The 19618-nt window shown below is 63.3% G+C and carries 19 protein-coding genes; 8 read left to right on the forward strand and 11 right to left on the reverse strand.

What is annotated here, in order from left to right; genetic code table 11:
• Positions 1–36: 36 nt before the first annotated feature.
• The 3 genes from recF to FJ950_RS01735 are packed head-to-tail and all read left to right on the forward strand — an operon-like array spanning position 37 to position 2448.
• Positions 37–1176: a DNA replication/repair protein RecF gene (gene recF, locus FJ950_RS01725; RefSeq protein ID WP_015313989.1), complete on the forward strand. Its 1140-nt coding sequence runs from the start codon at positions 37–39 to the stop codon at positions 1174–1176.
• 31 nt (positions 1177–1207) lie between these two features.
• Positions 1208–1960 carry a molybdopterin-synthase adenylyltransferase MoeB gene (locus FJ950_RS01730; RefSeq protein WP_015313990.1) on the forward strand — a complete coding sequence of 251 codons (753 nt, stop codon included), beginning with the start codon at positions 1208–1210 and terminating at the stop codon, positions 1958–1960.
• Positions 1961–1962: 2 nt separating this feature from the next.
• Positions 1963–2448, forward strand: a complete 486-nt coding sequence (locus tag FJ950_RS01735; RefSeq protein ID WP_181171000.1) for a GNAT family N-acetyltransferase — start codon at positions 1963–1965, stop codon at positions 2446–2448.
• A 35-nt stretch (positions 2449–2483) separates the two neighbouring features.
• On the opposite strand, the gene FJ950_RS01740 is transcribed toward FJ950_RS01735, so the two are convergent.
• Positions 2484–3485, reverse strand: coding sequence for a D-glycerate dehydrogenase (locus FJ950_RS01740; protein WP_023773040.1), 1002 nt, complete (start codon positions 3483–3485; stop codon positions 2484–2486).
• A gap of 148 nt (positions 3486–3633) precedes the next feature.
• Between FJ950_RS01740 and FJ950_RS01745 the strand changes: the two genes are divergently transcribed.
• Positions 3634–4194: an SH3 domain-containing protein gene (locus tag FJ950_RS01745; protein WP_015313993.1), complete on the forward strand. Its 561-nt coding sequence runs from the start codon at positions 3634–3636 to the stop codon at positions 4192–4194.
• On the opposite strand, the gene FJ950_RS01750 is transcribed toward FJ950_RS01745, so the two are convergent.
• Positions 4184–4564 carry a DUF4260 domain-containing protein gene (locus FJ950_RS01750; RefSeq protein ID WP_140614771.1) on the reverse strand — a complete coding sequence of 127 codons (381 nt, stop codon included), beginning with the start codon at positions 4562–4564 and terminating at the stop codon, positions 4184–4186. The genes FJ950_RS01745 and FJ950_RS01750 overlap by 11 nt on opposite strands.
• A 64-nt stretch (positions 4565–4628) precedes the next feature.
• Complete coding sequence (irrA, locus tag FJ950_RS01755) at positions 4629–5060, reverse strand: iron response transcriptional regulator IrrA (protein WP_015313995.1); 432 nt, start codon at positions 5058–5060, stop codon at positions 4629–4631.
• Positions 5061–5302: 242 nt separating this feature from the next.
• Here irrA and fabA point away from each other — a divergent pair, with 242 nt between their 5' ends.
• The 4 genes from fabA to FJ950_RS01775 all read left to right on the forward strand — a co-directional run bounded on the left by fabA (position 5303) and on the right by FJ950_RS01775 (position 9610).
• A complete protein-coding gene (gene fabA / locus FJ950_RS01760; protein ID WP_127276870.1) occupies positions 5303–5821 on the forward strand; it encodes a 3-hydroxyacyl-[acyl-carrier-protein] dehydratase FabA in 519 nt (172 codons plus the stop codon).
• Between the two features lie 49 nt (positions 5822–5870).
• Positions 5871–7091, forward strand: coding sequence for a beta-ketoacyl-ACP synthase I (fabB, locus tag FJ950_RS01765; RefSeq protein ID WP_015313997.1), 1221 nt, complete (start codon positions 5871–5873; stop codon positions 7089–7091).
• Positions 7092–7122: 31 nt separating this feature from the next.
• Positions 7123–7935: an enoyl-ACP reductase FabI gene (gene fabI / locus FJ950_RS01770; RefSeq protein WP_140614772.1), complete on the forward strand. Its 813-nt coding sequence runs from the start codon at positions 7123–7125 to the stop codon at positions 7933–7935.
• A 130-nt stretch (positions 7936–8065) separates the two neighbouring features.
• On the forward strand, positions 8066–9610 hold the full coding sequence (locus FJ950_RS01775) for a bifunctional diguanylate cyclase/phosphodiesterase (RefSeq protein WP_140614773.1): 1545 nt from the start codon (positions 8066–8068) through the stop codon (positions 9608–9610).
• 116 nt (positions 9611–9726) lie between these two features.
• Here FJ950_RS01775 and FJ950_RS01780 read toward each other — a convergent pair whose 3' ends face one another.
• From FJ950_RS01780 to FJ950_RS01815, 8 genes are all read right to left on the reverse strand, one after another.
• Positions 9727–10737, reverse strand: coding sequence for a class I SAM-dependent methyltransferase (locus tag FJ950_RS01780; protein WP_140614774.1), 1011 nt, complete (start codon positions 10735–10737; stop codon positions 9727–9729).
• Between the two features lie 69 nt (positions 10738–10806).
• Positions 10807–12954: a polyribonucleotide nucleotidyltransferase gene (pnp, locus tag FJ950_RS01785; RefSeq protein WP_015314001.1), complete on the reverse strand. Its 2148-nt coding sequence runs from the start codon at positions 12952–12954 to the stop codon at positions 10807–10809.
• 279 nt (positions 12955–13233) lie between these two features.
• Positions 13234–13503, reverse strand: a complete 270-nt coding sequence (gene rpsO, locus FJ950_RS01790; protein ID WP_015314002.1) for a 30S ribosomal protein S15 — start codon at positions 13501–13503, stop codon at positions 13234–13236.
• A 181-nt stretch (positions 13504–13684) separates the two neighbouring features.
• Entirely contained in the window at positions 13685–14779 is a 1095-nt protein-coding gene (gene corA, locus FJ950_RS01795; protein WP_140614775.1) for a magnesium/cobalt transporter CorA, read from the reverse strand.
• Positions 14780–14831: 52 nt separating this feature from the next.
• Entirely contained in the window at positions 14832–15812 is a 981-nt protein-coding gene (truB, locus tag FJ950_RS01800; protein ID WP_140614776.1) for a tRNA pseudouridine(55) synthase TruB, read from the reverse strand.
• On the reverse strand, positions 15812–16222 hold the full coding sequence (gene rbfA / locus FJ950_RS01805; RefSeq protein ID WP_015314005.1) for a 30S ribosome-binding factor RbfA: 411 nt from the start codon (positions 16220–16222) through the stop codon (positions 15812–15814). Before rbfA ends, truB begins: the two co-directional genes overlap by 1 nt.
• Before the next feature lie 139 nt (positions 16223–16361).
• Positions 16362–18938, reverse strand: coding sequence for a translation initiation factor IF-2 (gene infB, locus FJ950_RS01810; RefSeq protein WP_015314006.1), 2577 nt, complete (start codon positions 18936–18938; stop codon positions 16362–16364).
• Complete coding sequence (locus tag FJ950_RS01815) at positions 18935–19585, reverse strand: RNA-binding protein (protein ID WP_140614777.1); 651 nt, start codon at positions 19583–19585, stop codon at positions 18935–18937. Before FJ950_RS01815 ends, infB begins: the two co-directional genes overlap by 4 nt.
• Positions 19586–19618: the final 33 nt, after the last annotated feature.

Raw genomic sequence — 19618 nt, forward strand, 5'->3', positions numbered from 1 at the left:
GCCTTGGTTGCGGCGACTTCTACAGGCGGATAGCGGTTGCCGGCACAAACCCACATAAGTAAGCTCACGCTTACCAATTTTCGCAACTATGCGACCCTTGCGATAGATGTCGCGCCGGGCGCCGTGGTCTTTTCCGGCGACAATGGTGCCGGTAAGACCAATCTCCTCGAAGCGATCTCCTTTTTGACACCGGGACGCGGCTTGCGCCGCGCAGCCTACGGGGATGTGGCCCGTGAGGGTGGCGATGGCGGTTTTGCCCTGCATGCACGGCTCGACGGACCTGAAGGCGAGGTCGAGATCGGTACAGGCATTTCCGGGGGCGACACCGCGGAGAGCGGCAGGCGGGTGCGTATAAATGGAGCCGCGGCGCGGGCCGAGGACATGCTGGAATGGCTGCGGGTCGTGTGGCTGACGCCGGCGATGGATTCGCTGTTCACCGGGCCGGCCGCGGATCGCCGGCGCTTTCTTGACCGGCTGGTGCTAGCGATCGATCCCGGCCATGGCCAGCGCGCACTCGATTACGAGAAGGCGATGCGAGGCCGTAACCGCTTGCTGACGGAAGGCTCGCGGGATGCCAGCTGGTTCGAAGCGATAGAGACGCAGATGGCCGAGACCGGCGTGGCGATAGCGGCCGCGCGCGCCGAGTTGGTGCGCCTGCTGGTGGCCATGATCGACAGGCTGCCCGACACCGGACCGTTTCCGCGGGCCGATATCGGCCTTTCGGGTGAATTGGAGGCCGAGATTGCCGGTGCGCCGGCGGTCGATGTCGAGGAGCGGTTCCGACGGGCGCTTGCCGATGGCCGCGACCGCGACCGCGCCGCCGGACGTACCCTCGAGGGCCCGCACCGCTCGGACCTCATGGTCCGGCACCGGCCCAAGGCAATGCCGGCCGAACTCTGCTCGACCGGCGAACAGAAGGCGTTGCTGGTCGGCATCGTGCTGTCGCATGCCCGGCTGACCGGCGAAATGTCCGGCCTGACGCCGATCCTGCTGCTCGACGAGATCGCGGCGCACCTCGATGGCGGCCGGCGCGCGGCACTGTTCTCGATCCTGGAAGACCTGAACTGCCAGGCTTTCATGACGGGTACCGATGCGGCGCTGTTTTCCAGCCTGCATGGCCGCGCTCAGTTCCTGACGGTCGACCATGGCACGGTTGGGCCAACCGAAGACCCCTGACAAGATTTTTCGGCCGCTATATGGTCCTGACATGACTACCGCCCTCACCGCCGACGAGATCGAACGCTATGCCCGCCACATCGTGCTGCCCGAGGTCGGCGGCGCTGGCCAGCAGAAGCTCAAGCAGGCGCGGGTGCTGGTGATCGGCGCTGGCGGGCTCGGGGCGCCGGTGCTTGAATATCTCGCCGCGGCCGGTGTCGGCACGCTCGGCATTGTCGACGACGACACTGTTTCGCTCTCCAACCTACAACGGCAGGTCATTCACGGCACCGATACGGTCGGCATGCTGAAAACCCAGAGCGCCGGCGCTGCGATCGCCCGCATCAATCCCAACATATCGGTCGAAACGCACACATTCCGGCTCACCGCGGAAAACGCCCCTGCCCTCGTCGCCAAGTACGATATCGTCGTCGACGGGTCCGACAATTTCGAGACGCGTTATGTGGTTGCCGATGCCTGCGCCAGCGAAGGGAAGCCGCTGGTGCATGCGGCCGTCGGACGTTTCGATGGCTCGGTCACCGTGTTGAAGCCTTTCGAGGACGGCAGGGACGGCAAACCGAACCCGAGCTATCGGGATCTGTTTCCCGAAGCCCCGCCGCCGGGCCTGGTGCCGTCCTGTGCGGAGGCCGGAGTGCTCGGCGCGCTGACCGGCGTCGTCGGCACCCTGCAGGCAATGGAGGCGATCAAACTGGTCACCGGCATAGGCGAGCCGCTGATCGGCCGGCTGCTGCTTTACGATGCGCTCGCCGCCCGCTTCGAGACCATCCGCTACAAAAGACGCTGATCTTGGAACAACCCCCTGTTTCGATCACGCAAATCCCCGCCGATTTCGGCCGCTGGGGTGATGTGCTTGCCCTGATCATGCATGCCTTCGCCTTCATGGACGACATCATCGACCCGCCGTCGTCGGCTCACCTGCTCACAGTCGAAGCACTGCGCGCCAAAGCCTTGCGGGAGACAGGCTTTCTGGCGCTCGACGGCGACAGGATCGTGGGCTGCGTTTTTGCTCTCGAAAAGGCCGAGGGTCTTTATGTCGGCAAGCTCGCCGTCGCCCCGGACCGGCAGGGGCAAGGCATTGGCCGGCGGCTGATGCAAGCGGCCGAAGATCTGGCCCGCAGCCGCGGCAAGGCCGACATCGAACTGGAGACGAGGATCGAACTGGCCGCAAATCATGCCGCCTTTGCCCGGCTCGGCTTTCGCGAAACCGAACGGACGGCGCATGAGGGCTATGACAGGCCGACGTCCATCACCATGCGCAAGACCATTTCGTAAGCTTCGGTTTATGAAAGCCGGCGCCTGGAAGGTTTTCAGGTCCTGAGCGGCAGCACGCGGTCCGGCGGGCGATGGCCATCGACGAAGGCGCGGATATTGATGATGACCTTCTCGCCCATGTCGATGCGGCCCTCGAGCGTGGCCGAGCCCATATGCGGCAGAAGCACGACCTTGTTCCTGGCGGCCAGCTTCAAGAGCTTGCCGTTCAGGGCCGGTTCGTGCTCGTAAACGTCCAGGCCGGCGCCGGCGATCTTGCCGTCCTGGATCAGCTTGACCAGCGCTTCTTCGTCGATGATGTCGCCGCGGGCAGTGTTGACGATATAGGCGGTGGGCTGCAGCAACGCGAGCCGCCGCGCCGACAGAAGATGAAAGGTGGCGGGTGTCGAGGGACAATTGACCGAGATGATGTCCATGCGGGCCAGCATCTGGTCGAGACTTTCCCAATAGGTCGCCTCCAGCCCATCCTCGACCGCCGGCAGCACACGGTGCCGGTTGTGATAGTGAATGGACAGGCCGAAAGCCTTGGCCCGCCTGGCAACGGCGGTGCCGATGCGGCCCATGCCGACAATGCCGAGCCGCTTGCCCCAGATGCGCCGGCCAAGCATCCAGGTCGGCGACCAGCCGGCCCATTTCTTGTCGCCCGTGAGCACATTGGCGCCTTCCGCCAGCCGGCGCGGGACCGCCAGCATCAGCGCCATGGTCATGTCGGCGGTATCTTCGGTGAGCACGTTGGGCGTGTTGGTGACGGTGATACCCCTCTTGGCCGCCGCCGCCACATCGATCTTGTCGACGCCGTTGCCGAAATTGGCGATCAGCTTGAGATTGTCGCCGGCCTGGGCAATCAGTGCGGCGTCGATCTGGTCGGTCACGGTCGGCACCAGCACGTCGGCTTCCTTGACCGCGGCGACCAGTTCCGGCTGCGTCATGGGCCTGTCCTCGACATTCAGCCTCGCGTCGAACAGCTCGCGCATGCGGGTCTCGACCGGGTCGGGCAGCTTTCGCGTGATGACCACGAGAGGCTTCTTTTTGCCTACCATTGTTTCCCTCGTTGAGACCTCTTTAACCAAGACAGGCGAAACTGAAAGCCGGTCGCGGTAGCCGATTTCTCCATGTAACAAGCGGTGCCGCCGAAGACAAAGAAAAAGGGGTGCCGCAGCCATCGGGCCGGTGCCGAAAGGAACGAAAGTGTCTGGTTTCGCGTCGCTTCGCCTGGCCCTCAGCGCAGCATTTCTCGGCGCTCTTCTCTATTCTCCGCTTGCCGGCGCGCAAAGCGCGGCCGCTCCCGCCCAGAGCGCCATCACGCTCGGACCGAGCGGCCTGCCGCTGCCGCGATTCGTCAGCCTGAAATCCGGCCGCGTCAACTCGCGTGTCGGTCCCGGCGCCAACTATTCGGTCGACTGGATGTATATGAAGGCTGGCCTGCCCATGGAAATCATCCAGGAGTTCGATACGTGGCGGCGCGTGCGCGACGCCGACGGCTCGGAAGGATGGATCAACCAGTCGCTGCTTTCGGGCCGGCGTACCGCAATCGTCGCTCCCTGGCAGCGCGGCAAGGGCGGCCAGATCAATCTTCTCAAGAGCCCCGAAAAGGATGCCAGGGTGGTGGCGATCGTCGAACCCGGCGTCATGGGCACGATCAAAGCCTGCGACGGGCAGTGGTGCGAGATGACATTCGACGGCCACACCGGCTGGCTCGCCCAGTCGGTCGTCTGGGGCGCTTATCCGGGCGAGCGGGTCAAGGACTGAACGTCTCGCTTTTGCGCCCGATACGGCCGAGATGGGTATCCTGAAATCCTGTTGACAGCTTCAAGCCGTAGCCCAGCGCGCGGTCAATCGCGATATGGGCGATCCAGATCAGTGCGACGGCGCTGCCGACTGCACTGCCGGCGAGGTGCCCGGCAAGCAACAGAAGCACCGGTACGATCAGAATGTGCAAGGCATTGTAGGCAATAGCGCCGACGCGTGGGCCGCCGAGATAACCCAGCATCGACAGGTCCGGCGCCAGGATGAGCAACGCGAAGAGCCACCAGGAAGCGCCTGTCGCGCCATAGAAGACGGTTGCGGCAGCCGCCGCGACGGCCCATTCGAGCCGGACTATCCAATAGAGGAATTTCATCCCGGACCGATTGTTCGGGCCAGACCGATTGTTCGGGCCAGACCGATTGTTCGGGCCAGACCGATCATTCCGGACGCTTGGGACGCAGCCTCACCACGATATCGACATTGGCGATCTCCATGCCTTCGGGTGGCTCCGGCAGATTGGTGACGGTTACCGGGCCGTTGGCGATGTCGAAAATCCTGTTTTCGCCTTCAATGTAGAAATGGTGGTGGTCGGAGGTGTTGGTGTCGAAGTAGGTCTTGGAACCTTCGACGGCGAGAATGCGCAGCAGCCCCGCCTGGGTAAACTGGTGAAGCGCGTTGTAGACGGTGGCCAGCGATACCGGCACGCCGGCGGCCTGCGCCTCCTCATGCAGTTCCTCAGCCGACAAATGGCGGTCGCCCTTGGCGAAAAGCAGGTCGGCCAGCGCAATGCGCTGACGGGTCGGCCTCAGGCCGGCTTCACGTACCCGCTTGTCCACAGCGACATTTTCCTTCCGGCAGCCCCGGTCCATCTGGTCTTCCAAGCTCGCAGTCCCGCTTCAAGACACGCCCAGAATGGCAAAAAAATGAATGTCTGCCGGAACCGGACCCCTGTTGACATATATTCTGTCGCCCGAATGCGATCAATAGCGCGCATTGACCCGGGCAGACTGGCGGGTTAAGCGCAAACGCCGGTTTCCGGCCTGAAACAGATTGTGTTAGGACACCAACGACAAGGGCGCGCTACCGCCCGGACGATATGGGGACGAAATTGATGGCGGGTTCGAAATCCAGCTACGACTACGAAGAATTGCTGGCCTGCGCTCGCGGCGAGCTGTTCGGAGAGGGCAATGCCCAGTTGCCCTACCCGCCGATGCTGATGTTCGACCGTATCACCGAGGTCAGCGAGACCGGCGGCGCCTTCGACAAGGGTTTCATTCGCGCGGAATTCGATATCAAGCCCGACCTGTGGTTCTTTGCCTGCCATTTCATAGGCAATCCGATCATGCCGGGCTGTCTCGGCCTTGACGCCCTGTGGCAATTGACCGGCTTCTATCTCGGCTGGCTTGGCGAACCCGGCAAGGGAATGGCGCTGTCGACCGGAGAGGTCAAGTTCAAGGGCATGGTCACGCCATCGGTCAAGAAGGTCGAGTACGGCGTTGATTTCAAGCGTGTGATGCGCGGCCGGCTGGTGCTCGGCATCGCCGATGGCTGGATGAAGGCGGATGGCGAGCCCATATATGCGGCGACGGACCTGAAGGTCGGTCTGTCCAAGCAGTCGGCGGTCGCTTGACCGCAGCCCTGGCCCGCGCATTGGCCAGCATCCCTGGAAGGAGTTGCGAATGAGACGTGTCGTAGTCACAGGCCTCGGCATCGTGTCGTCGATCGGCAACAATGCCAACGAGGTGCAGACCTCGCTGCATGACGCCAGATCGGGCATCAGCTTTTCCGATTCCTTTGCCGAACATGGCTTCCGGTGCCAGGTCTGGGGCGCGCCGACGCTCGACCCTTCGGCGATGATCGACCGCCGCGCGATGCGATTCCTAAGCCAGGGCGCGGCTTGGAATCACGTCGCCATGGACCAGGCGATCGCGGATGCCGGCCTCGACGAGAGCGACATCACCAACGAGCGCACCGGCATCGTCATGGGTTCGGGTGGCCCCTCCACCCGCACCATCGTCGAGGCGGCCGAAACCACGCTCAAGAACGGCAGCCCCAAGCGCATCGGTCCCTTCGCGGTGCCGAAGGCGATGTCGTCGACGGCCTCGGCAACCTTGGCCACATGGTTCAAGATCCATGGCGTCAACTATTCGATCTCCTCGGCCTGCTCGACCTCGGCGCATTGCATCGGCAATGGCTACGAGCTGATCCAGTGGGGCAAGCAGGACATGGTCTTTGCCGGCGGCCACGAGGATCTCGACTGGACGATGTCGGACCTGTTCGACGCCATGGGCGCCATGTCGTCGAAGTTCAACGACAGGGCCTCGACCGCATCGCGCGCCTATGACGCCAATCGCGACGGCTTCGTCATAGCCGGCGGCGCCGGCGTGCTGGTGCTGGAAGAGCTGGAGCACGCCAAGGCGCGCGGCGCCAAGATCTATGCCGAGATCGTCGGCTACGGCGCCACTTCGGACGGTTTCGACATGGTTGCGCCCTCGGGCGAAGGCGCGGTCCGCTGCATGCGCCAGGCGCTGGCGACGGTTTCCACGCCGGTCGACTACATCAACACGCACGGCACCTCGACGCCGGTTGGCGATTCCAAGGAAATGGGCGCGATCCGTGAAGTGTTCGGCGAGAAGATGCCGTTCATCACGTCGACGAAGTCGCTGACCGGCCATTCTCTGGGCGCGGCGGGCGTGCAGGAATCCATCTATTCGATCCTGATGATGCAAGGCGGCTTCATCGGCGAAAGCGCCCATATCGAGACGCTCGATCCGGAATTCGAGGGCATGCCGATCGTACGCAAGCGCATCGACAACGCAGGGATCGACACCGTTCTGTCGAACTCCTTCGGTTTCGGCGGCACCAACGCGACGCTCGTTTTCCAGCGCTACTCCGCATAAGGCCAAGTTTTTCATATAAGGATTGCCGGCCATGGACGGATTGATGAAGGGCAAGCGCGGGCTTGTCATGGGTGTTGCCAACGATCATTCGATCGCCTGGGGCATTGCCCGGAAATTGTCCGAACAGGGGGCGGAACTGGCCTTCACCTACCAGGGCGAGGCTTTTGGCCGCCGGGTCAAGCCGCTCGCCGACAAGCTCGGCGCTTCGCTAACCGTTCCCTGCGACGTCGAGGACAGCGCTTCGGTCGTCGCCACGTTCGAGACGCTTGGCAAGGCGTGGGGCGGACTGGACTTCGTCGTCCATGCCATCGGCTTTTCCGACAAGAACGAGTTGAAGGGCCTCTATGCCGATACCAGCCGGGACAATTTCGTCCGCACCATGGTGATCTCCTGCTATTCCTTCACCGAGGTGGCGCGCAATGCCGCGCCCCTGATGACCGCCGGCGGCTCGATGATCACGCTGACCTATGCCGGCTCGGTCCGCGTCATGCCGAACTATAATGTCATGGGCGTCGCCAAGGCCGGCCTGGAGGCCAGCGTGCGCTACCTCGCCAACGACTACGGTCCGCGCGGCATCCGGGTCAACGGCATCTCGGCCGGTCCGGTGCGTACACTGGCCGGCGCCGGCATTTCGGACGCCCGCCACATGTTCTCCTACCAGCAGCGGAACTCGCCGCTGCGCCGGACGGTGACGATCGACGAGGTCGGCGGCTCCGCGCTGTATCTCCTGTCCGACCTTGCTTCCGGCGTCACAGGCGAAATCCACTATGTCGATTCCGGCTACCATATCGTGTCGATGCCGACCCTCGACGAGTTGAAGCAGACGGATGGCGGTCGCGACTGACGAGCGGCCCCGGTCACGCGGGTCTTTTGCCAGTAAAGAAAATAATCCTCTCCGGTAAAATTGGATTCATTCGCGGAAACCCATTTTAAGAAGGTTTCCGCTATAAAGCTCCCATCTGGGGACCTTTTTCATGCCTGCCGCCATCAACCCGAAGCGAACACCCGTGTTCCGACTGCTCACGATAGCAAGTTCGGGCATTGGCAGTTTCGTCCTCGGAATCTGGGGGCTGAAGCACGGTCTCGGCGACGGATTTGCCGGCATTTCGGCTGATATGATGGTGTCGATCATGGCCGCGCTTTGTGCGCTGGCCGCATCGGTGGCGGCAATGTCCTTCTTTGCTGGTGTCGATGAATCAGCGGATTTCGTCTTCAACGAAACCCATTTCGACAAGCTGACCGGACTGCTGGCCCGCCCGGCGATGGTCGGCAAGATCGCCGAGGCGGCATGCGCGACAAGCCGCACCGGGGAACCGATGTTCCTGATCGACATCGACATCGACCGGTTCAAGCAGATCAACGATGCAATCGGCTACACTCACGGTGACGAACTGATCCGCGCCTTCACCAAGCGGCTGCGCGACTGCGTGCCGGCGCGCGCACTGATCGGGCGGATCGGGGCCGGCGAGTTCGCGGTGCTGCTTCCCGATCACCAGATCCAGGGGACCCTGGAAAGCATGGTCGAGAGGCTCATCGACGAGATGATGGAGCCGTATGAACTCAGCACCCACCAGCAATCGGTGAGCCTGTCGGTGGGCATCGTGGCGATGCCCAAGGATGGGATCGATCCGGTCCTCATCCTGCGCCGTTCCAACCTGGCACTGCAGAATGCGCGCGCCAGCGGGGTTGGCAACTGGTCGGTCTTCAACAGCGATATGGGGCGGGTGGCCGACCATCGCCAATGGGTCGAGTCCGAACTGCACAATGCGTTCGAGCGCGGCGATTTCGACCTGCATTATCAGCCGCAGCTCGACCTTCCGACAGGCCGCATCGTCGGCTACGAGGCGTTGATCCGGTGGCAGCATCCCGAACGCGGCATGATCCCTCCGATGGAGTTTATCCAGATCGCCGAGGAGACCGGCATGATCAATCCGATCGGCGAATGGGTGCTGCGCAAGGCCTGCAGCGATGCCCGCCATCTGCCGGACGACTGTTTCGTCGCCGTCAACATCTCGCCGGTCCAGTTCATGACCAAGGATTTCGTCGGCCTTGTGCGCGACACGATGCGGAGCACCGGCATCAAGCCGTCACGGCTGGAACTGGAAGTCACCGAGACGGCGATGATGCAGGACCGCGACCGCGCGGCCGCCATCCTGAAAGAACTCGCCGAGATGGGGATCTCGGTCGCCGTCGATGATTTCGGCACCGGCTATTCCAACCTCAGCTATCTGATCGACTTCTCATTCGGCAAGCTGAAGATCGACCGCTCCTTCGTCAGCCGTATCGATACCGATGCGAGCTCCGGCGCGGTCGTGTCGACCATTGTCGGGCTTTCCCGGGCGCTTGGCGTCAGCATCATTGCCGAGGGCGTCGAGACCGAGAACCAGGCGACACTGCTGCGGGCAGCTGGTTGCGAAGTGGTGCAGGGCTATCTGTTCGGCCGACCGGCGCCGCTCAAATTCAGCGCTGGTGACAGGCACGCCACCGACGAAGTCCGGCGCGTCGCCAATCTACACTGACCTACAACATGTCGCGGCAATAGGATTCGCCCGACCTGCTGTAAGCTTCCGATTTATGGATGGCGTTGTCCCCGAACCGATGACACTTCCGGGCGACACGCATTAAATGCATCGCGTCAGCGCCGTGCGACAAACACCTTGAACATGCCGTCGCGGGCAAGCTCGGCGTGGCTGGCAAAGGCGGCCGACAGCACCGGCTCGTAGGGAAGCTGGCGGTTGGCGACCATGAACAGGCGCCCACGGGGCTTCAAGGCCTTGGCCGCGGCGCGGATCATGCCGACGCCGATCTCGGGCTCGGCCGCACGGCTGCGGTGGAAGGGTGGGTTCATTGCGATGACGTCGTAGCGGCGCTCGACAGGCTCGGCCAGCAGATCCGTCCAGAAGAAGCCCTGCGCCACGGTGTTGGCAAGGTTGCCCCTGGCGGCCTCCAGCGCATCGAAATCGGCTTCGTAAAGATCGAGGGCCGACAAGCCCGGACAGCGGGCAGCCATCTCGGCCGCCACATAGCCCCAGCCGGCGCAGAAATCGGCCGCGGTGCCGCGCAAATCACCGGGCAGATTGTCGACCAGCAGTTTCGAACCGGCATCGACGCGGTCGAAGGAGAACATGCCGGGTGCGGTGCGGAACCGGTCCTCAACAAGCAAGGCGGGATTGGCGGCGCGAAGCGCGGCGGCGGCTTGCACATCAACCGGACGACGCAGCCAGAAGGCAATACCGTGATATTTTGGCATGTGGCTATCAAGCAGAACAAGATCGCCGACGCGCTTACGCAGGCTTGCGATGCCATCCTCCTTGCCACCGGCAATGACGATCAATCCGCCCTCCGCCACCCGCTCGAGAGCCTCGGCGATGCGCAGTTCGTTCTCGCCGCGATGGCGGCCGGCGAGCACAAGCACGGCATCGAAATCCTCACCGGCCGATCGCGGCGTGACCGTGAAGCCAGCCGCCTGCAAAGCGCGGAAATACGGGCGAAAGCCCTGTACGAGATGCAGCGTAGCCTCGAAGCCCTGTGGCAAGCGCAGGCCGGGTTCGGCGCCAAGGAAGAGAATGCGCTCGTCCCTGCCCGGCGGGGAAAGAGCCTCGGCCTCAAATGGATGAAAAAGCGTCTTCAACGCTTCAGCGGACATGGCCGTGCTCCATAAACAAAAGCGGGCGCGACATAAGCCGCGCCCGCTTCGATTTTTCCGTCAGAGGCCTCAGGCGGCGTTTTCTTCGCCTTCGGTCTTCTTGTCGCGGGCGATTTCCTTGCCGGTGGCCTGGTCGACGACCTTCATCGACAGGCGGACCTTGCCGCGCTCGTCGAAGCCCATCAGCTTGACCCAGACCTTGTCGCCTTCCTTGACGACGTCCGAGGTCTTGGCGACCCGGTCGTTGGCAAGCTGCGAGATGTGGACGAGGCCGTCACGCGGACCGAAGAAGTTGACGAAGGCGCCGAAGTCGGCGGTCTTGACGACCGTGCCTTCGTAGATCTCGCCGACCTCCGGCTCGGCGACGATGGTGTGGATCCACTTCTTCGCCGCCTCGATCTCCTTGGCGTTCGACGAAGCGATCTTGACCGTGCCGTCGTCCTCGATGTTGATCTTGGCGCCGGTCTTCTCGACGATCTCGCGGATGACCTTGCCGCCCGAACCGATGACGTCGCGGATCTTGTCGGTCGGGATGTGCATGACCTCGATGCGCGGCGCGAACTCGCCGAGTTCAGGGCGGGCGCCGGTCAGGGCATGGGACATCTCGCCGAGGATATGCAGGCGACCGTCCTTGGCCTGGCCAAGGGCGATCTTCATGATCTCCTCGGTGATGCCGTCGATCTTGATGTCCATCTGCAGCGAGGTGATGCCGCCTTCGGTGCCGGCAACCTTGAAGTCCATGTCGCCGAGGTGATCCTCGTCGCCCAAGATGTCGGAGAGCACGGCGAAGCGCTCGCCTTCCTTGATCAAGCCCATGGCGATACCGGCCACCGGCTTGGCCAGCGGCACGCCGGCATCCATCAGCGCCAGCGAGGTGCCGCAGACGGTAGCCATCGAGGACGAGCCGTTGGACTCGGTGATCTCCGAGACGACGCGCAGCGTGTAGGGGAACTGGTCGGCGGAGGGCAGCATCGGACGGATGGCGCGCCAGGCGAGCTTGCCATGGCCGATTTCGCGGCGGCCCGGCGAACCCATGCGGCCGGTCTCACCGACGGAGTAGGGAGGGAAGTTGTAGTGAAGGAGGAATTTCTCCTTGTACATGCCGGTCAGGGAATCGACGTACTGCTCATCCTCGCCGGTGCCGAGCGTGGCAACCACGAGCGCCTGGGTCTCGCCGCGGGTGAACAGCGCCGAACCATGGGTGCGCGGCAGGACGCCGACTTCGGAGACGATCTTGCGAACCGTGCTCAAATCGCGACCGTCGATGCGCGCCCCGGTGTCGAGGATGTTCCAGCGAACGACCTTCGCCTGCAATTCCTTGAATACCGAGCCGATCTGTTCGGAGGTGTACTTTGCGTCCTCGCCTTCAGCCGGGGCAAACGCGGCCTTGACCTTCGCCTTGACGGCGTCGACGGCGGCGTAGCGCTTCTGCTTGTCGACGTTCTTGTAGGCATTGCTGAGCTCGTCGCCGACGATCTTCAGCATCTCGGCCTCAAGCGCGGAATAATCCGGCGCGGTGAAGTCGCGCGGCTCCTTGGCGGCAACTTCCGCCAGCTTGATGATGGCGTCGATGACCGGCTGGAAGCCCTTGTGGCCGAACATGACAGCGCCGAGCATCAGCTCTTCGCCGAGTTCCTTGGCTTCCGACTCGACCATCAGCACGGCATCAGTGGTGCCGGCAACGATGAGGTCGAGCTTGGATTCCTGCATCTCGTCGACATGCGGGTTCAGCACATATTCGCCATTGATGTAGCCGACGCGCGCGCCGCCGATCGGGCCCATGAAGGGAACGCCCGACAGGGTCAGGGCCGCCGAGGTGGCGACGATCGACAGGATGTCCGGGTCATTTTCGAGATCGTGCTGGACGACGGTGACGACGATCTGCGTGTCGTTCTTGTAGCCGGCGGCGAAGAGCGGGCGGATCGGGCGGTCGATGAGGCGGGAAACCAGCGTTTCCTTCTCGCTCGGACGGCCTTCGCGCTTGAAATAGCCGCCCGGGATCTTGCCGGCGGCATACGTCTTTTCCTGGTAATTGACGGTCAGCGGAAAGAAGTCGAGACCGGGCTTGGGCTCCTTCATCGAAACGACGGTGGCGAGAACCTTGGTCTCGCCGTAGGTGGCGAGCACCGCGCCGTCGGCCTGGCGCGCGATCTTGCCGGTCTCCAGGATGAGCGGACGACCGCCCCATTCGATTTCCACTTTGTGGTGATTGAACATGTCTTGTCCTTAATAAGCGGAAAGGGCCGCGCCGTTTCACGGTGCGCGGATGCCCTTTGCCTGGCTTCCTTTCTCGGGCAGCCACGGGCAAGACAACGGGAAGCTCGGGTGATTTAGGCGCGACAAGCGCGCGCGAGCGTCCTGCAATCCTGCCCCATGACCGTCCATGGGCGGTTTCGAACGGCCCTTTGCACGCTCGAAACCGGGTCTGGCCAGCCTGTGCGACTGGCAGAATGCGCGACCGGCGGGCTCTCCGAAGAAAGCCCGCCGGTCAATTCGTCAACGGCGCAGACCGAGCTTCTCGATCAGTGTCTGATAGCGCGAGTCGTCCTTGCGCTTGAGATAATCAAGCAGGCTGCGGCGCTGGGACACGAGAGCGAGCAGACCACGGCGGGAATGGTTATCCTTCTTGTGGTCCTTGAAATGGTCGGTCAGGTTCTTGATGCGCTCGGAAAGGATGGCCACCTGGACTTCCGGAGACCCGGTATCGCCCTTGGCGGTTGCGAATTCACCCATCAATTCCTGTTTGCGCTCGGCAGTAATCGACATCGTGTTTTTCCTTATCTGTTTGAGGAAACGGGTCGCCCACAGCCGGGATGTCGTCCAGCAGGGGCCGTGCATGCAAAGCGTCAAGGCGCTATGCTGCGGCGCATATAGTGCAATTCCCTGAAAAACACCAGCCCAATTCACAAGCCGGCTTTTGAGGCTCAAATGACAGATTTAAACCCGATCAAAGCCATTTCTTCCATTTGAAGAATGCAATCAGCCCGACAGCGACGGCAGCCATGAACAGCAGAGACAGGGGATAGCCGTAGTACGCCTTCAGCTCCGGCATATTCCAAGGCGAGCTGGCAGGGTCGAAGTTCATGCCCCAGATGCCGACCAGGAAGGTGAGCGGCATGAAGATGACCGAAACGATGGTGAGATAGGAGATGACGTCGTTGGTGCGGGCCTGGCTCAGCGACAGATGCATTTCGATCAGGCCGGTCAGCATGTCGCGCTGGGTCTCGACCAGCTCGATCAGCCTGAGCGAATGGTCGAGCGTGTCGTTGAGGAAGACCTTGGTCTCGGCTGTGACATAGGCCACGTCGTTGCGGATCAGCGTTGCCAGCGCATCGCGCATGGGCCACAGCACGCCTTTCAGGACATTGGCATCGCGCCGCAATTCGTGCAGCTGCCGCATCTGGTGCTTGTGCGTCGAATGCAGCATCTGGTCCTCAATGCTGTCGACCAGGTCACCGGCAGCCTCGATCGGCGGAAAATAGCTGTCGACGATGGCGTCGATCAGCGCATAGGCGAGATAGTCGGCGCCGCGCGTGCGCAACCGGTTGGGGGCCGAACTCTCGATGCGCTTGCGCACCGGATCGAACGGATCGCCTTCGCGCTCCTGGAAGGTGACGACGAAGTTCTCGCCGAGGAAGAGAGCGATCTGCTCGTAGCGATGCGACGTGACATCGTCGATCATGCGCATGACGACGAAGGCGTGATCCTCGAAGAAGTCGACTTTCGGCCGCTGGCCGGTGTTGACGACGTCCTCCAGCGCCAGCGGATGCAGGCTGAAGATGCGGCCGATCTCCTCGATCAATTGGATGTTGGCAAGGCCGGTGCAGTCGAGCCAGATGACGGGCCATTTCCGGCAACTGGCCTCGACATCGTCGATGCTGGCGTTCTCGACGGTCTTGAACTTCTGCGGCGAGATCAAGGTCAGCCGCAGTTCGGAGCGCCGCGCCGCCGGATCGGCGATCAGCGTGCCGGGCGAGGCGCCAACCGGAGGCCGTCTCGTCTTCACCGGCGCCCGTTTTTTCACCACCTCGGCCTTTGCCATGCCACCACCCGTCGAACCTGCTTGTCCTATACCGCCATGGCGATCAGACCGATCACCCGGCAAAGACCCGCTTGGGCTTGAACATGCCTTGCTCGATAGCGCCGATGGCGACGAGCTTGCCGCGGGCCGTCGCACAGGCTTCTTCCGCCTCCACCGGCGCGTCACGGCCACGAACGATGACCGGATTGCCGAGGCGGATCTTGGTCGCGGCATCGTCGCTGATCGCGATCTGCGGCAGGCAGTCGAGCGCCGCCGAGGTGTCGACGAGAAGCCCGTCGATGGCGCCGAAATCGATAGGCATCTCCACTGCGTCCGCGGCATCTGCCTCCGGATCCGGTTTATCGTCACCTTGCGCGCCGAAGCGCGCGGCCTCGAGTTCGGCGATGGTGACGAAGTCCTCTGGCGTAAACGGCTCGACCTCGACCCGGCGCAGTTCGCTGATATGGCCGAAGCAGCCGAGGTCGCGGCCCATGTCGCGGGCCAGCGAACGCACATAAGTGCCCTTGCCGCATTCGACCTCGAAAATCGTCTGGTCCGGCTTGTGCTCGACAATGTCGAGCCGGCCGATCTCGATCTCGCGCGGCGGTATGTCGACCGTCTCGCCTTCGCGGGCGAGGTCGTAGGCGCGTTCACCCGCAATCTTGATCGCGGAAAATTGCGGTGGCGTCTGCATAATGACGCCGGTGTATTTCGGCAGCAACACCCGGACATCGGCTTCCGATGGACGCTGATCGGCCTCTTTCGTCACCGGACCTTCGAGGTCATCGGTCGACCGCTCCTGTCCCCAGGCAACGGTGAAACGGTAAATCTTGGCGCCGTCCTGCACGTAGGGCACGGTCTTGGTGGCCTCGCCGAGCGCGATCGGCAGCATGCCGGAGGCAAGAGGGTCGAGCGTGCCGGCATGGCCGGCCTTTTCGGCCTGGAACAGCCATTTGATCTTGGAGACGGCCTCGGTCGAGCCCATACCGACCGGCTTGTCCAGCACCACCCAGCCGGAGACCGGCCGGCCCTTCTTCTTGCCGCGACGCCCCATTATTCTTCTTCCTTGTTGTCGTCGCTATCGAGGTCGCGTGCCACTTCGGGCGACTTCAGCAAGTCGTTGATCCTGGCGAAATTGTCGAAGGACGTATCCAGCCGGAAACGGAACTCCGGCATGTACTTCATCTGCCGGAGCGCGCCGGAGACGCGGCCGCGCACGAACTTGGCATGCTTGTTCAGCGCTTCGATCACGGCGTCGGTATCCTTTGCGCCGAGCGGAGAAACGAAGGCTGTGGCGATCTTGAGATCCGGCGACATCCGCACTTCCGACACCGAAACGACGGTATTTTCAATCAACGGGTCGATGATGTCCCCGCGCTGCAGGGTTTCCGAGAGCGCATGGCGCACCTGTTCACCGACGCGCAACATGCGCTGGGATGGGCTTGATGTGGTGGAACGGGGCATTTTTCTCGATCCTGAAGCGTGAGGCGCGGGATGGGACCGTGCCGCATGTCTCAAATGATTATTCTCAACAGGCTTGTGGTCAACAGGCTTGGGGCGGCGGTCTTTCGACCACCGCCCGATATCGACAAGTCACTCGACCTCAGAGTGTGCGGGTCACCATCTCGACGCGGAAGCACTCGATGACGTCGCCGACGCGCATGTCCTCGTAGTTCTGGAAGGCCATGCCGCACTCCTGGCCGCCCGGGACTTCCGAAACTTCGTCCTTGAAGCGCTTCAGGGTCTTCAGCGTGCCTTCGTGGATGACGACGTTGTCGCGGATCAAGCGTACGCCCGCACCACGCTCGACCTTGCCTTCGGTGACACGGCAGCCGGCGATCTTGCCGACCTTGGTGATGTCGAAGATCTCGAGGATCTCGGCATTGCCGATGAAGGTCTCGCGACGCTCCGGCGAGAGCAGGCCCGACAGAGCCGCCTTCACGTCATCCACGAGGTTGTAGATGATCGAATAATAGCGGATCTCGATGCCCGCGGCCGCGGCCGCGGCACGTGCCTGCACATTGGCGCGAACGTTGAAGCCGATGATCGCCGCGCCAGACGTTTCCGCCAGCGAGACGTCGCTTTCGGTGATGGCGCCGGCGCCGGAATGAACGATGCGCGCACGAACCTCGTCGGTCCCAAGCTTGTCGAGCGCGGCATTGATCGCCTCGATCGAACCCTGCACGTCGCCCTTGATGACCAGCGGGAATTCCTTCAGCCCGCTCGTCTGCAACTGCGACATCATCTGTTCGAGCGAGCCGCGCTGGCCGGCATGCCTGGCCACCGCCTTCTCGCGCGCCAGACGCTGGCGATATTCGGTGATCTCGCGGGCACGGGCCTCGTTGTTGACCACGGCGAAGCGGTCGCCGGCCTGCGGCGTTCCCTGAAGGCCGAGCACCTCGACCGGCATCGCCGGCGGTGCTTCCTTGATCTGCTCGCCGCGATCGTTGACCAGAGCGCGCACGCGGCCCCATTCATTGCCGGCGACGAGGATGTCGCCCGGCATCAGGGTGCCGGTCTGCACCAGAACGGTGGCGACGGGACCACGGCCCTTGTCGAGCTGCGCCTCGATGACGACGCCCTCGGCGGTACGGTCGGGATTGGCCTTGAGGTCGAGGATTTCTGCCTGCAGCAGGATCGCCTCGAGCAACTTGTCGAGATTGGTGCCCTTGGTCGCCGACACTTCGACGTCCAGCACTTCACCGCCCATCGATTCGACGAAGACCTCATGGCGCAACAGTTCGGAACGCACCTTCTGCGGATCGGCGTCATGCTTGTCGATCTTGTTGATCGCCACGATGATCGGAACGCCGGCCGCCTTGGCATGGCTGATCGATTCGATCGTCTGCGGCATGACACTGTCGTCGGCCGCGACCACCAGGATGGCAATGTCGGTGGCCTGGGCGCCACGGGCGCGCATCGCCGTAAAGGCGGCGTGGCCGGGCGTGTCGATGAAGGTGATCTTCTGACCGTTCTTCTCGACCTGATAGGCGCCGATATGCTGGGTGATGCCGCCGGCCTCGCCGGAAACGACATTGGCGTTGCGGATCGCATCGAGCAGCGAGGTCTTGCCGTGGTCGACGTGGCCCATGATGGTCACGACCGGCGGACGCGACACCAGGTCCTCGGCATTGTCGGCGATGTTGAACAGGCCTTCCTCGATGTCGGACTCGGCGACGCGGCGGACCGTATGACCGAATTCGGTGGCGACCAGTTCGGCCGTGTCGGCGTCGATGACGTCGCCTGGCTTCAGGATCTGGCCCTGCTTCATGAAATACTTGACCAGGTCGACAGCACGCTCCGACATGCGCTGCGCCAGTTCCTGGATGGTGATGGTCTCGGGCAGGATCACTTCGCGCATGACCTTCTCGCGCGGCTCGTTGTGCATCGCGCGCTTGAATTTTTCCTGGCGGCGACGCATCGACGACAGCGAACGAGCCCGGGCATCCTCGTCGGACAGCGCGGAGTTCAGTGTCAGCTTGCCACGGCGGCGGTCTTCCTCGCTCTTGGTGGGCTTTGCCGGGCGCGCCACTTCGGGCGTGACCAGGCGGCGCACCGGCGCGCCGGCGGTCGCCCGCTTCGGCTTGACCTCTTCCTCCTCGTCGGCGGTCGCCAACTCGGCGGCTTGCGGTGCGCGGCGGCGCGCCTCTTCCTCGGCGCGGCGGCGCGATTCGGCCTCGGTCTGCAACCGTGCCTCTTCCTCGGCCTGGCGGCGCGCGGAGTCCTCGCGTTCGCGCTTGCGGCGCTCTTCGTCCTCGGCGCGGCGCTTGGCGTCCTCGGCGGCCCGCTGACGGTCTTCGACCTCGCGGACCTTCGAGCCCTCGAGCGCCCTGCGGCGCGCTTCCATCTCGCTGCGCGACAATTCGTTCAGCACCATGCCGCTGCGCTCGACCGGAGCCGGCGGCGGAGGTGGCGCCTTGGGCGCTTCCTGGACGACAGGCGCCGCCACGACCGCCGGCTTCGGCGTGAAGACGGGCGCAGGCGGAGCCGCGGCCGGCTCCGGCTTGTCGCCGGGCAGCGAGAACTTGCGCTTCTTGGTCTCGACCACGACCGACTTGGTACGGCCGTGCGAGAAGTTCTGGCGCACGGTGCCCTGTTCCATGCCGGGGCGCTTCAGCGTCAAGGTCTTCTTCGGTGTAACACTCAACGTCTTGTCGTCGCCCGATTTCGTATCGCTCATTCCATATCCTCTGCGGCATCATCTTCGTCAGCAACGGCCGCAAGCATTGCAAGATCGTCCGGGGTACCGCCCCGATATCGGTCGAGCGCAACCATGCGCTTCTGGACCGCCTTACCCGCGTCTCCCGCGAGGACGGCAGCATGTATCACATTTGTACCCCCCAATGCCAAGCTCAACTCGGCCTCGGAGAAAAGTTTGTAGGCAAGGATGGAGGGGCCGCCGATATGGACGGTCGCCCGCCGCGCCTGGCTGATCTTGCGCACGCCATCCTCGGACGCTTCGGTCGCGTGGAGCACGAAAAGCGCCAGTCCGCCGCGCACCGCGCTCTCGACCTTGGTGGCGCCTAGCGAAATCGAGCCTGCCTTGCGGGCAAGACCCAGCATACCGAGAGCGTATCTGGAAAGCAGCCCGTCGACCATGCCGCCGAGATCGGGCGGCACGACCACCTGTGCCTTGAAGGCGCGGGCAAAAAGGTTCTTGGCCGCCGCCTTCTCGATATGTAGGCGGTCCGCACTCACCCAGCAACCACGGCCGGGCAGATTTCTCTTGAGATCGGGAACGACGGCCGAATCCGGGCCGACGACGAACCGGATCAGTTCATCCGGTTCGGCCTGTTTGCGGGTGACGATGCAGGTGCGATCGTTCATCTCTTCCAAGGGCGGGTTGTGTGCGATGCGGTT

The organism is Mesorhizobium sp. B2-3-14 (assembly GCF_006442175.1).
In the GTDB taxonomy this organism is placed as follows: domain Bacteria; phylum Pseudomonadota; class Alphaproteobacteria; order Rhizobiales; family Rhizobiaceae; genus Mesorhizobium; species Mesorhizobium australicum.

Bases quoted from the DNA above. Each gene is read 5' to 3' on its own strand.
- infB (WP_015314006.1), bottom strand. From the start codon at position 18,938: ATGAGCGATACGAAATCGGGCGACGACAAGACGTTGAGTGTTACACCG.
- fabA (WP_127276870.1), top strand. From the start codon at position 5,303: ATGGCGGGTTCGAAATCCAGCTACGACTACGAAGAATTGCTGGCCTGC.
- pnp (WP_015314001.1), bottom strand. From the start codon at position 12,954: ATGTTCAATCACCACAAAGTGGAAATCGAATGGGGCGGTCGTCCGCTC.
- FJ950_RS01730 (WP_015313990.1), top strand. From the start codon at position 1,208: ATGACTACCGCCCTCACCGCCGACGAGATCGAACGCTATGCCCGCCAC.
- FJ950_RS01740 (WP_023773040.1), bottom strand. From the start codon at position 3,485: ATGGTAGGCAAAAAGAAGCCTCTCGTGGTCATCACGCGAAAGCTGCCC.
- fabB (WP_015313997.1), top strand. From the start codon at position 5,871: ATGAGACGTGTCGTAGTCACAGGCCTCGGCATCGTGTCGTCGATCGGC.
- fabI (WP_140614772.1), top strand. From the start codon at position 7,123: ATGGACGGATTGATGAAGGGCAAGCGCGGGCTTGTCATGGGTGTTGCC.
- FJ950_RS01750 (WP_140614771.1), bottom strand. From the start codon at position 4,564: ATGAAATTCCTCTATTGGATAGTCCGGCTCGAATGGGCCGTCGCGGCG.
- truB (WP_140614776.1), bottom strand. From the start codon at position 15,812: ATGGGGCGTCGCGGCAAGAAGAAGGGCCGGCCGGTCTCCGGCTGGGTG.
- rpsO (WP_015314002.1), bottom strand. From the start codon at position 13,503: ATGTCGATTACTGCCGAGCGCAAACAGGAATTGATGGGTGAATTCGCA.
- FJ950_RS01815 (WP_140614777.1), bottom strand. From the start codon at position 19,585: ATGAACGATCGCACCTGCATCGTCACCCGCAAACAGGCCGAACCGGAT.
- FJ950_RS01775 (WP_140614773.1), top strand. From the start codon at position 8,066: ATGCCTGCCGCCATCAACCCGAAGCGAACACCCGTGTTCCGACTGCTC.
- rbfA (WP_015314005.1), bottom strand. From the start codon at position 16,222: ATGCCCCGTTCCACCACATCAAGCCCATCCCAGCGCATGTTGCGCGTC.
- corA (WP_140614775.1), bottom strand. From the start codon at position 14,779: ATGGCAAAGGCCGAGGTGGTGAAAAAACGGGCGCCGGTGAAGACGAGA.
- FJ950_RS01780 (WP_140614774.1), bottom strand. From the start codon at position 10,737: ATGTCCGCTGAAGCGTTGAAGACGCTTTTTCATCCATTTGAGGCCGAG.
- irrA (WP_015313995.1), bottom strand. From the start codon at position 5,060: ATGGACCGGGGCTGCCGGAAGGAAAATGTCGCTGTGGACAAGCGGGTA.